The 12,646-nt window shown below is 39.8% G+C and carries 10 protein-coding genes; 8 read left to right on the forward strand and 2 right to left on the reverse strand.

Going from position 1 to position 12,646, the window contains the following annotated elements; genetic code table 11:
• Nucleotides 1-159 precede the first annotated feature (159 nt).
• From dnaA to PNIG_RS00040, 8 genes are all read left to right on the forward strand, one after another.
• A complete protein-coding gene (dnaA, locus tag PNIG_RS00005) occupies nucleotides 160-1,542 on the forward strand; it encodes a chromosomal replication initiator protein DnaA (protein ID WP_041454303.1) in 1,383 nt (460 codons plus the stop codon).
• 13 nt (nucleotides 1,543-1,555) lie between these two features.
• Nucleotides 1,556-2,659 (forward strand): DNA polymerase III subunit beta, encoded by a 1,104-nt coding sequence (gene dnaN / locus PNIG_RS00010; protein WP_011326734.1) that lies wholly within the window; start codon nucleotides 1,556-1,558, stop codon nucleotides 2,657-2,659.
• A gap of 15 nt (nucleotides 2,660-2,674) precedes the next feature.
• The gene (gene recF, locus PNIG_RS00015; RefSeq protein ID WP_011326735.1) at nucleotides 2,675-3,769 is read left to right on the forward strand and encodes a DNA replication/repair protein RecF; all 1,095 of its coding nucleotides are present in this window, start codon (nucleotides 2,675-2,677) and stop codon (nucleotides 3,767-3,769) included.
• 12 nt (nucleotides 3,770-3,781) lie between these two features.
• Nucleotides 3,782-6,208 carry a DNA topoisomerase (ATP-hydrolyzing) subunit B gene (gyrB, locus tag PNIG_RS00020; protein ID WP_089367522.1) on the forward strand — a complete coding sequence of 809 codons (2,427 nt, stop codon included), beginning with the start codon at nucleotides 3,782-3,784 and terminating at the stop codon, nucleotides 6,206-6,208.
• A gap of 140 nt (nucleotides 6,209-6,348) precedes the next feature.
• Nucleotides 6,349-7,251 (forward strand): glycine--tRNA ligase subunit alpha, encoded by a 903-nt coding sequence (gene glyQ / locus PNIG_RS00025; protein WP_011326737.1) that lies wholly within the window; start codon nucleotides 6,349-6,351, stop codon nucleotides 7,249-7,251.
• Nucleotides 7,252-7,253: 2 nt separating this feature from the next.
• Nucleotides 7,254-9,323 (forward strand): glycine--tRNA ligase subunit beta, encoded by a 2,070-nt coding sequence (glyS, locus tag PNIG_RS00030; protein WP_011326738.1) that lies wholly within the window; start codon nucleotides 7,254-7,256, stop codon nucleotides 9,321-9,323.
• Between the two features lie 95 nt (nucleotides 9,324-9,418).
• Nucleotides 9,419-9,871 (forward strand): early set domain-containing protein, encoded by a 453-nt coding sequence (locus PNIG_RS00035; protein ID WP_011326739.1) that lies wholly within the window; start codon nucleotides 9,419-9,421, stop codon nucleotides 9,869-9,871.
• 89 nt (nucleotides 9,872-9,960) lie between these two features.
• Nucleotides 9,961-10,914, forward strand: a complete 954-nt coding sequence (locus PNIG_RS00040; protein ID WP_011326740.1) for a hypothetical protein — start codon at nucleotides 9,961-9,963, stop codon at nucleotides 10,912-10,914.
• Between the two features lie 12 nt (nucleotides 10,915-10,926).
• Here PNIG_RS00040 and tusA read toward each other — a convergent pair whose 3' ends face one another.
• Both tusA and fadA read right to left on the reverse strand, forming a co-directional pair.
• The gene (tusA, locus tag PNIG_RS00045) at nucleotides 10,927-11,166 is read right to left on the reverse strand and encodes a sulfurtransferase TusA (RefSeq protein ID WP_011326741.1); all 240 of its coding nucleotides are present in this window, start codon (nucleotides 11,164-11,166) and stop codon (nucleotides 10,927-10,929) included.
• 307 nt (nucleotides 11,167-11,473) lie between these two features.
• Nucleotides 11,474-12,643, reverse strand: a complete 1,170-nt coding sequence (gene fadA / locus PNIG_RS00050) for an acetyl-CoA C-acyltransferase FadA (RefSeq protein ID WP_011326742.1) — start codon at nucleotides 12,641-12,643, stop codon at nucleotides 11,474-11,476.
• Between the last annotated feature and the right edge of the window lie 3 nt (nucleotides 12,644-12,646).

Consider the following 12,646-nt stretch of genomic DNA (forward strand, 5'->3'; position numbering starts at 1 on the left):
TCAACAATTTTATAAAAATCAGTCTTTTACTTGTGGATAAAGTGTCTTCATAATAGCCGGTCTTGGGTCGCTTATTGGGCCATTTAAACGCATTACAGAGGTGATTTTTAATCATTAATGATGTGCGGGAATAAAAATTATATCTCTGGGAGTTTGACTGTGTATCTGTCGGTTTGGCAAAGTTGTTTATATGTATTGCAAGATGAATTGCCTTCTCAGCAGTTCAGTATGTGGGTGCGACCACTACAAGCAGAAAGTACCGAAGATACCTTGACGATTTATGCACCTAATCGCTTTGTACTAGATTGGGTAAGAGAAAAATACCTAAATAGAATTAATGAATTATTAGTAGAGATTTGTGGTGTTGAAGCTCCAGAGCTACGTTTTGATGTAGGCAGTAAGCCTTTATTAAATGCACAGCCTGTATCTGTTGCTGGAACGCAATCGGCGCCAACTACACAAGCCAAACAACAATCACGACAACCAAAACCTGTTGTAGAGCCAGCGCCAAAATCTGAATATAAATCGAATATAAAAGAAAATTATACCTTTGACAGTTTTGTTGAAGGTAAATCAAACCAGTTAGCAAAAGCAGCAGCAACACAAGTTGCAGATAATCCAGGTGCCGCTTTTAACCCTGTATTTATATACGGTGGTACAGGTTTAGGTAAAACGCATTTATTGCATGCTGTAGGTAATGGTATTTTGGCTAATAAGCCAGATGCAAAAATAGTTTATATGCATTCAGAGCGCTTTGTACAAGATATGGTAAAAGCACTGCAAAATAACGCGATTGAAGAATTTAAGCGTTACTATCGTAGTGTTGATGCGCTAATGATTGATGACATTCAATTTTTTGCTAACAAAGAGCGCTCACAAGAAGAGTTTTTTCATACCTTTAATGCGTTATTAGAAGGCAATCAGCAAATAATTTTAACCTCTGACCGTTATCCAAAAGAGATAGAAGGCGTTGAAGACAGACTTAAATCGCGTTTTGGTTGGGGTTTAACTATTGCAATTGAGCCTCCTGAGCTTGAAACACGCGTTGCTATATTGATGAAAAAAGCGCAGCAGAGTAAAATTAATTTACCGCACGAAGTCGCCTTTTTTATTGCTAAAAAATTACGATCTAATGTACGCGAACTAGAAGGTGCGCTTAATCGTGTTATTGCCAATGCTAACTTTACCGGTCGTCCTATATCTATCGACTTTGTAAAAGAAGCGCTACGCGATTTACTTGCCTTACAAGATAAGCTAGTTACCATAGATAACATACAGCGCACTGTGGCAGAGTATTACAGAATTCGTATTTCTGATCTGCTGTCTAAACGCCGTAGTCGCTCTATAGCAAGGCCTCGACAAGTTGCTATGGCATTATCTAAAGAGTTAACCAATCACAGTTTACCTGAGATTGGAGACGCCTTTGGTGGCCGCGATCATACAACTGTATTGCATGCGTGTCGTAAGGTTAAATCACTACGTGATGAAAGCCACGAAATTAAAGAAGATTACCAAAATTTAATAAGAACATTGTCATCTTAAGGCTGACTTTATTATGCAAATAACAATATCAAGACAACAGTTTTTAAAGCCATTAGTGCAAGTATCGGGCGCTATTGAGCGTAAGCATACATTGCCAATTTTATCTAACGTATTGTTAGCAGTAGAAAACGGGCAACTTTCAATGACAGGTACCGACCTTGAAATTGAACTCGTTGCAAGCGTGTTTGTAGGTGATGATATTGCCGATACTAAGTTAACATTACCGGCTAAAAAATTACTCGATATTTGTAAAAGCCTACCAGATGGTTCAGACCTAACGTTAAGCTTACAAGAGCATCAGTTATTACTAACCAGCGGTAAAAGTCGTTTTTCGTTAACGACCTTAGCCGCCGAAGACTTTCCTAATTTAGAACAGTGGGATGGCGAAGTTGAGTTTCAACTAACGCGTTTAGAGCTGCGAAAATTACTAGAAAGCACGCATTTTTCGATGGCGAATCAAGACGTACGTTACTATTTAAATGGTATGTCGTTTGAAGTAGACAATACTGACATTAAAACAGTGGCCACTGATGGACATCGCTTAGCTATTGCACAAAAGCAATTAAAGCAATCGCTTAATACGCAGCGTCAGCTAATTATACCTCGTAAAGGGGTGCAAGAAATTATGCGCCTTATGGTAGCCGACGAAGAACTAGTCACTATTCAGTTTGGTGCTAATCATATTCGTATTATCGATATAGAGTTTACCTTTACTAGTAAGTTAGTTGATGGACGCTTTCCTGATTACCGCCGTGTGTTACCTCGTGGTGGCGATAAAGTCATTACTGCTAATCGCGAATGGTTACGTAGTGCGTTTCAGCGAGTCTCTATTTTATCTAACGAAAAGTTTAGAGGTGTGCGTTTAAACTTATCCAATGGTTTGTTAAAAATCACTGCTAATAACCCTGAGCAAGAACAAGCTGAGGAAGTAGTAGAGGTTGGTTACGAAGGCGCCGACCTAGAAATAGGCTTTAACGTTTCTTATGTACTTGATGTATTAAACACATTAAAAACAGAAGATGTACTGTTTACATTGGCCGATTCAAACAGCAGCGCACTAATTGAAGGTGCAGGCGATGAAGAAGCAATGTACGTAGTTATGCCTATGCGTTTATAAGACTATAAGTACCCAATGAGCTTAAGTCATTTGAGCCTCAAATATTTTCGTAATATTGAGGCGCTGACGCTAGAACCAGTTAACGGCGTTAATATAATTTATGGTGAAAACGGCAGCGGAAAAACCAGCCTTTTAGAAGCTATTTATTACCTTTCACACGGCAAATCTTTTAGAACATCAAAGCATAAAAGTATTATTGCGCATCAGCAAGAGCAGTTTGTAATTCATGGCCGTAAAGCTATACACGACTTATCTATTCCTATTGGTATTAGTAAAACCCAAGCGGGCGAAACGAATTTAAAAATTCAAGGTAAGGCGAGCCGAAAAATATCAGAACTTGCACAGCTTATGCCGGTACAAATAATTACTCCAGAGAGTTACTCGTTATTTTTTGGTGGGCCTAAAGAGCGCAGAAAGTTTTTAGATTTAGGTTTGTTCCACGTGGAACATGAGTTTTTCTTTTTATGGCAATCGTTCAATAAAGTGTTAAAACAACGAAATGCGCTACTAAAAAGTAAGCCAAAGAATTATTTTGACCAAATTAAGTTTTGGGACAAAGAATTTGTTAGACTGGCTGAGCAAATAAATAAATTAAGAATGGCGTATATAAGTAGGTTTAAGCAGCAGTTTTTTGATAAAATGTGTGCAGAATTAACGCTAATACGCGATTTAGAAATAAGCTTTAATGCCGGCTGGAAAGAGAGCGAATCTCTTAGCGATGCATTAGAGTTAAACTTTGAGCGAGATGCTCGCCAAGGTTTTACTAGTAAAGGGCCTCATAAGGCTGATTTTAGTTTTAGTGTCGCTGGCAGTAGCGTTGAGAATATTTTCTCTCGTGGACAATTAAAGCTATTACTTTATGCGTTAAAAGTAACGCAAAATAGTTTAATTGAGTCAGAGACAGATAAGCAATCTATATTGCTAATAGATGATTTACCTTCAGAGTTAAGCGAAGATACAAAAGAGAAAGTGGGGCAACTATTAGCTCACTGCAGTTCTCAAATTTTTATATCTTCAATTTTGTCTGAAAGTATTTCTGCTGTGGTGGAACCCATGCAACGAGAACTGCAAATGTTCCACGTGAAACATGGCAACCTAATAACAAGATAAGTGGGATTAACCATGTCTGAGAATTATGACTCGTCGAGTATAAAAGTACTTAAAGGATTAGACGCAGTAAGAAAGCGTCCTGGAATGTATATAGGGGACACCGATGATGGCACGGGCTTACACCATATGGTGTTTGAGGTCGTCGATAACTCTATAGATGAAGCCTTAGCAGGTCATTGTGATGATATTTTTGTAACGATTCACTTAGATGGTTCGGTATCTGTACGAGATAACGGCCGTGGTATCCCAACTTCAATTCATGAAGAAGAAGGTGTATCTGCAGCCGAAGTAATCATGACGGTACTGCATGCCGGTGGTAAGTTTGATGATAACTCTTATAAAGTTTCAGGTGGCTTACACGGTGTTGGTGTATCGGTTGTTAACGCATTATCAGAAAAGCTTAAATTAACAATTCGCCGTGAAGGTAAACTTCATGAGCAAACATACTCTCATGGTGTACCAGATGCGCCATTAGCCTTAATTGGCGACGCAGACACAACTGGTACAGAGTTACGTTTTTGGCCAAGTGATCAAACATTTACTAACTTAGATTTTCATTACGACATTTTAGCTAAGCGCTTGCGCGAGCTTTCATTTTTAAACTCTGGCGTAAGCATTATTTTAAATGATGAGCGTGAAGAGAATAAAAGTGATCACTTTAAATACGAAGGCGGCATCAGAGCGTTTGTAGAGTATTTAAACCGTAATAAAACACCTATACATAAAGGTGTATTCCACTTTACACATACGCGTGAAGAAGATGGTATTGTTGTTGAAGTGTCAATGCAGTGGAATGATGCTTATCAAGAAAACATATACTGTTTTACAAATAACATCCCACAACGTGATGGTGGTACTCACTTAGCCGGTTTTAGATCTGCGCTAACACGTACACTTAACAATTATATGGAAAAAGAAGGCTTTAACAAAAAAGCTAAAACAACCAGTAATGCAACGGGTGATGACGCTCGTGAAGGCTTAACTGCTGTTGTAAGTGTTAAAGTACCAGATCCTAAGTTTTCATCACAAACTAAAGACAAGCTAGTTTCGAGCGAAGTTAAGTCTGCGGTTGAACAAGCAATGGCTGAAAAATTCACTGAGTTTTTATTAGAACACCCAACAGATGCCAAAATTGTTGTAGGTAAGATAATAGATGCGTCACGTGCGCGTGAAGCTGCACGTAAAGCACGTGAAATGACACGTCGTAAAGGTGCAATGGACTTAGCCGGTTTACCTGGTAAGTTAGCCGATTGCCAAGAAAAAGATCCAGCACAATCAGAACTATACATAGTGGAAGGAGACTCTGCTGGCGGATCAGCCAAGCAGGGACGTAACCGTAAAAACCAAGCTATTCTTCCGCTTAAAGGTAAAATATTAAACGTAGAAAAAGCACGTTTTGATAAAATGCTTTCATCACAAGAAGTAGCAACACTCATTACGGCATTAGGTTGTGGTATTGGTCGTGATGAATATAATCCTGAAAAACTGCGCTATCACCGTATCATTATCATGACGGATGCTGACGTGGATGGTTCGCACATTCGTACCTTATTACTTACGTTCTTTTATCGCCAAATGCCTGAAATTGTTGAGCGCGGATATATTTATATTGCACAACCACCACTTTATAAAGTGAAAAAAGGTAAGCAAGAGCGTTATATTAAAGATGATCCAGCACTAGTTGAATACCTAACAACACTTGCTTTAAATAATGCAACTTTGTACACCAGTACAGATGCAAGCGGTATTGAAGGCGAAGCACTAGAAAAAATCGTTCACGATTATCAATATACCGTTAAGGTAATTGAGCGTCTAAAACGTAAGTTTCCTAATACTGTAATGAACCGTCTTATTTACCAAAGTGAACTGAAAAAAGAAGATCTTTCAGATGAAGCTAAAGTAATAGCATGGACTAAAGAATTAGTTGATGACTTAATTGATCGTGATGAAGATGCTACTATTTTCCAAGCTGCAACAGAGCACGATACTGAGCGCAATTTATACTACCCAGTAGTGAAAATTCGTCAGCACGGTGTAGATAAAGCGCACGTACTTCATTATGATTTTATAGCTTCACGCGATTATCAGCGCATTGCTGTTACTGGTGTAAACATTGCAAATATCATTACCGAAGGCGCTTATATTCAACGCGGTGAGAAAACACAACCTGTTGATAACTTTGTGGATGCTTTAGAATGGCTAATTGCTGAATCTAAGCGTGGCCTCTATATACAGCGCTATAAAGGGTTGGGCGAAATGAACCCAAGTCAGCTGTGGGAAACTACAATGGATCCCGATGCACGTCGTATGCTACAAGTAACCGTTGAAGATGCAGTAGCTGCTGATCAGTTATTTGCAACGCTAATGGGTGACCAAGTAGAACCTCGTCGCGAGTTTATAGAACAGAACGCGCTACGCGTAGTTAACCTAGACGTATAATTAGTAATACTACTCACAAAAAAGGAGCCAATGGCTCCTTTTTTATTTTTTCAATTGCACAAACTGCTTAAAACCTGCGTGTGCACAAGGTATACTGAGGGTAATTTTCACGCTACTTCTCAGATAGTAAAAAGCCAAATATGCAAAAATATGACGTTAAAACCTTTCAAGGTTTGATCCTGGCTTTACAGGATTATTGGGCGCAGCAAGGCTGCGTTATTATTCAACCACTTGATATGGAAGTGGGCGCTGGGACATTCCACCCGCAAACATTTTTAAAATCGATTGGCCCAGAGCCAATGTCGAGTGCATACGTACAACCGTGTCGACGACCTACCGATGGCCGTTACGGCGAAAACCCAAACCGCTTACAGCATTATTACCAGTTTCAGGTTGTGCTAAAGCCTTCGCCAGATAATATTCAAGAGCTTTATTTAGGCTCTTTAGCGGCCGTAGGCATAGATACCTTAACAGACGAAGTGCGCTTTGTTGAAGACAACTGGGAATCACCTACCTTAGGTGCGTGGGGCCTAGGTTGGGAAATTTGGTTAAACGGCATGGAAGTAACCCAGTTTACCTACTTTCAACAAGTGGGCGGCATTGAGTGCTCACCGGTAACTGGCGAAATCACTTACGGCCTAGAGCGTTTAGCCATGTATATTCAGGGCGTAGACAGTATTTACGACCTAGTTTGGGCTGATGGTCCGCTTGGGCGAGTAACTTACGGCGATGTGTTTCATCAAAATGAAGTAGAACAATCTACTTATAACTTTGAGCACGCCAACGTAGAAGATCTATTTGCTCAGTTTGATAAATGTGAAGCAGAGAGCCAAAAGTTAATTGAAGCAAACTTACCGTTACCGGCTTATGAGCAAGTAATGAAGGCATCGCATGCATTTAACTTATTAGACGCGCGCCACGCAATTTCGGTAACCGAACGCCAACGTTACATACTACGCGTTCGTGCTTTATCAAAAGCGTGTGCACAAAGTTATTATGATAAACGTGAAGCGCTTGGTTTCCCGCTGTGTAAGGATAAGTAGGCATGTCAGCACAAAACTTATTAGTAGAAATTGGCACCGAAGAGTTGCCACCAAAAGCGCTGCGTAAATTAGCAGAAGCATTTGCTGCAAACTTAACTGCAGAACTAGAGACATTAGAATTAGCGCATCAAGGCGTAAGCTGGTATGCATCACCACGTCGTTTAGGCCTTCGCGTAATAGCGCTTGATGCAAAACAACAAGATAAAGAAGTAGAAAAACGCGGCCCAGCAATTAAGGCAGCGTTTGATGCAGACGGCAATCCTACTAAAGCTGCAATGGGTTGGGCACGTGGTTGTGGTATTGAAGTAAAAGATGCGCAAACACTTGAAACCGACAAAGGCGCGTGGTTGCTGCACCTTGCTAAAGTAGCAGGGCAAGAAACTAAAACGCTGATGGTTGACGTTATTAATAAAGCGCTGGCTAAATTACCTATTCCTAAGCCAATGCGTTGGGGCGCGAATAAAACACAATTTATTCGTCCAGTGCATACGGTAACTATTTTATTGGGTGATGAGTTAGTAACAGGTGAAGTGCTGGGTAAGCAGGTAAGTAATCAGCTTCAAGGACATCGCTTTCATCATCCTGAAAAAATTACCATTAACCATGCTGATGATATTTTTGATGTTTTAAAATCAGCCTACGTTATTGCCGATTACGAGCAGCGTAAAGCGCAAATTCGAGCGCAAATAGAAGCTGCAGCAAAAGCAATAAATGCGGTTGTAGCCATGGATGAAGATTTACTTGAAGAAGTAACATCACTGGTAGAATGGCCAGTAACATTAACGGCTACATTTGAAGAAGAGTTTTTGGCAGTACCGGCCGAAGCGCTTATTTACACGATGAAAGACGATCAAAAATACTTTCCGCTTTTAGATCAAAACGGCAAACTTTTAAATAAGTTTTTGTTTGTGTCTAACATAGAAAGTAAAGATCCTAGCGTAGTGATTTCGGGTAACGAAAAAGTAGTGCGTCCTCGATTAGCCGATGCGCAATTCTTTTTTGAAAGCGATAAAAAGAAAACACTAGAAAGCCGTTTAGAATCTCTCGATAGCGTATTGTTCCAAAAACAGTTAGGTACACTTAAAGACAAGTCTGCGCGTATTAGCGAGCTTGCCGGTTATATTGCCCAGCAACTTGGTGCAGATAAAGAGCTAGCACAACGTGCTGGTTTATTGAGTAAAACTGACTTAATGACCGAAATGGTGATGGAATTTACCGACATCCAAGGTGTTATGGGAATGCATTACGCACGTTTTGACGGCGAAGCTGAAGATGTAGCACTAGCGCAGAATGAGCAATATATGCCACGCTTTGCAGGCGACAGCTTACCTACCAACTTAATTAGTTGCGCAGTAGCGATTGCCGATAAGTTTGATACCTTAGTGGGTATCTTTGGCATAGGCCAAGCGCCAAAAGGCGACAAAGACCCGTTTGCTTTACGCCGTGCTGCTATTGGCGCATTGCGCATCATGGTAGAAAAAGAGCTACCGCTTGATATTTTAGACCTAGTTGCTAAATCGCAAACCTTGTTTGGCGATAAGCTAACTAATCTTAATGTATCAACCGATGTGTTTGAGTTTATGCTAGGGCGTTTCCGTGCTTGGTATCAAGACGAAGGAATAGAAGTAGATGTGATTCAAGCTGTGCTTGCACGTCGTCCGACTAAACCTGTTGATTTTGATCGCCGTGTTAAAGCCGTAAGCCATTTTCGCACATTAGACGCAGCAGAAGCGCTTGCAGCCGCTAATAAGCGCGTAAGTAATATACTTGCTAAAAATGACATTACCAGCGAAGGTAATGTAGATGAAAGTTTACTAACCGACGACGCTGAAAAAGTACTTGCGGCACAAGTAGCAAAATTTGCTACTGAACTTGCACCACTTTACGCCAGTGGTAATTACCAAGAAGCATTAAGCCAATTGGCTGGTATTCGTCAAAGTGTTGATAGCTTTTTTGATAACGTGATGGTTATGGCCGACGACGAAGCAGTTAAGCAAAATCGTCTGGCGCTTTTAAGTCAGTTAAGCGGATTGTTTTTAGGTATTGCAGACATTTCTGTACTACAAAAATAACATTATTCGATAATGTAAAAAGCCAGCGTTTTGCTGGCTTTTTAGTTTTAATTTTGGTGTATTATTAACCTGCATATATAAAGTAAGGATCTCGAATGAAAAGCCCAATAAAACGTATTTTAACCTTAGCACTTGTTAGTTTTTTAACTGCTTGTTCTACGCAAATAACGCTTGATGATGTATTGCCACAACAAAAATTAGATCGTACCGTGTATTTAAGGGGCGACTTTACCTTATGGGATGCAGAGCCACAGTACCAATTTACCCAAGTAGCGCGATCGCTGTATCAAGCAGAAGTTAAATTTTCAACGCCTGGTAAAGTATACGAATTTAAAATTGCCGATGCCGACTTTAGTGAAGGTTACAACTGTGGCTACAGCGATACTCAGCCAGCAGGGCAAAAACTAACACTAGGCCAACCTGCAGTTGCCGACTGTAATACTATTTATAATTACTTTAGCTATACGCCCGCAATAAAAGGCACCTACATAGTAAGTATTGATTACAGTAATTACGACAAGCCACAAGTGACGATAACGAAGAAATAGCTGTCAGCTTTTAGTTGCCCGAGTGAGCTTAAAGATTTATGACAAGGACGTTAATATGAAATTGAACCTTTGGATTAAGGGGTGAGGCATTGAATAATTATATAGAGTACTGCTATCTAGAAAATGATAAGCCTAGCTATGAACGAATTAAGTTAACTGAATCCGACTTATCTGAGTGCATAAATAAATATAGAGTATTCTCACGAAAACTTGAGATAGAAAATTTATTTGACGTTTTGATAGAGGAGTTTAAAACATTCAAATCATTGCTTACTATGGCTCAACTTTCACAAGAGTTTTCACATTTCTCTGAGGTACATGCTTATATAGAAAATCAAAAAGCCCGTACTAAATTAAATATCTCCTATCTAAGTATTTTGAATACTGGAAAATTAGTTTTAGATCGGTTGTACAATAAACGTGATAATTTTTCGATAATTAATGATATTGATCAATCTTTATTACCTGAACTATTAATAGAAAGAGAGAGGATCTTTAAAGAGAATCAGTATTATGTTCTATGCTGTAATTTGAGAAATTTATGCCAACATAAAATGTTGCCAGTAAATAGGCTAACTTTAAAATATCCATCTAAAAGTACATATGGAAACGGCGTAATAACAAAATTTCAGATTCCACTCGTATTATCGGCAATGGAAGAGGCAGAAAGGATAAAGTTGTTAAGGGGACTAAACTCTGCATTTATAGATGAGCTCTTAAAGTCTGATTTAGTTGACCTCAATAGAGCGATAGATGGTTATTTTGAAGGAATTTTTGATTTAATGATTAAATTACGCACCCTGGTAAATAAATCAGTTACTGAGACTGAAGATTATTTTAGTAAGTTACTTGATCAAAATATAAACTTAAACATGAAGCGACTCTTGGGGCCGCCAGCATTAGTAGTTAACAATGAAAAGGAATTTCACTTGGATTTTGAGTGGTTCCGAGTCGCTCACTATTTAGAAGAAAAAAATAATTTATATTTTAAGAGTGCAAACTTAATCAGAACACAATACATTGAAGCACCTAGCAGCACCTAGCAGCACCTAGTCCTACAACCCTTTCTTCACTACATAGCGATACGGTGCTTGTTCGGCATCTTTGGCCACCAGCGTGTGATCCATAAAGGTACAAAAGCTGGGAATGTCACGCGTGGTTGATGGGTCGTCGGCAATGATTAATAACGTTTCACCATCATTCATTTTACGAATAGCAGCGCGTACCATCATCACTGGCTCTGGGCAGCGAAGGCCTATGGCATCTAATTGGTGATCGGGGTTATTAAAGCTCATAATAAATTTGCCTGTTTAGTTAAAGCGATTGCTGCACATTAGGGTTTTACATTTTATAAGTTGTAGAGTTTAGCGCAATTTAAAGCGTTATTTAACTATTTTACTCATATCTAAATTACACACCTTATTTAATCAAAGGGTTTAATCAATAGAGCGTGGCAATAACAGATAATACACCCGATCACAGTATTCCAGTTTTTCAATATAACCATATAAAATAACTAAAAATAAACCAATAAAAAAGGCGAACTGCATAAAATCAGTTCGCCTTTTTAATCACCAAGATGGTTTTACATGTTTAAACTAATTAGTCTTGAACACGTTCAAATACAGTGGCAATGCCTTGGCCTAAACCAATACACATAGTTGCTAAACCGTATCGTACATTTTTGTCTTCCATTAAGTGAATAAGCGATGTGCTAATACGCGAACCCGAACAGCCTAGTGGGTGTCCAAGTGCGATTGCGCCGCCGTTTAAATTCACTTTTTCGTCAACTACATCCATTAACCCTAAATCTTTCATTACAGGTAATGATTGTGCTGCAAAGGCTTCGTTAAGCTCAACTACGCCTAAGTCATCAATTGTAATACCGGCTTGTGCAAGTGCTTTTTTGCTTGCTGGTACTGGGCCGTAACCCATGATTGATGGATCGCAACCCGCTACTGCCATTGCTTTAATGCGTGCGCGAATTGGTAAGCCAAGTTCTTTTGCTTTTGCTTCGCTCATTACTAACATTGCAGATGCGCCGTCAGAAAGTGCAGAAGAAGTTCCGGCTGTTACCGTACCCGATGCAGGATTAAACACTGGGCGCAGCTTTGACAGGCCTTCTACCGTTGTTTCTGGACGAATTACTTCGTCGTCTTCAACTAAGATAAGAGAACCATCTGCTGCGTGACCTTCCATTGCTAAAATTTCGCGGCGAAAACGTCCCTCAACAGTTGCAGCTTGAGCACGTTGATGTGAGCGGTACGCAAATTCATCTTGCTGCTCACGGCTAATACCATGCAGTGTTGCTAGGTATTCAGCTGTTAAGCCCATAGAGCCAGCAGCTTGCGCAATGCTTGTTGCTAAACCTGGGTGAAAGTCGTTACCGTGAGTCATAGGTACGTGGCCCATGTGCTCAACACCACCAATTAGGTAAGTGTCGCCAGCGCCAGTCATTATTGCGCGTGCTGCGTCATGCAATGCTTGCATTGACGAGCCACATAAACGGTTAACTGTTACTGCTGGTACGCTATGTGGAATACCGGCAAGTAATGCAGCGTTACGTGCAACGTTAAAGCCTTGCTCTAATGTTTGCTGTACACAACCCCAATAAATATCGTCAATTGATGCTGGATCAACTGCTGGGTTGCGATCGAGTAAGCCTTTCATTAAATGTGCGCTTAAGTCTTCGGCACGTTTATTTTTGAATACGCCACCTTTAGAACGACCCATAGGTGTGCGGATACAATCTACAATTACTGGATTATTCATGAT

The organism is Pseudoalteromonas nigrifaciens (assembly GCF_002221505.1).
Classification (GTDB): Bacteria; Pseudomonadota; Gammaproteobacteria; order Enterobacterales; family Alteromonadaceae; genus Pseudoalteromonas; species Pseudoalteromonas nigrifaciens.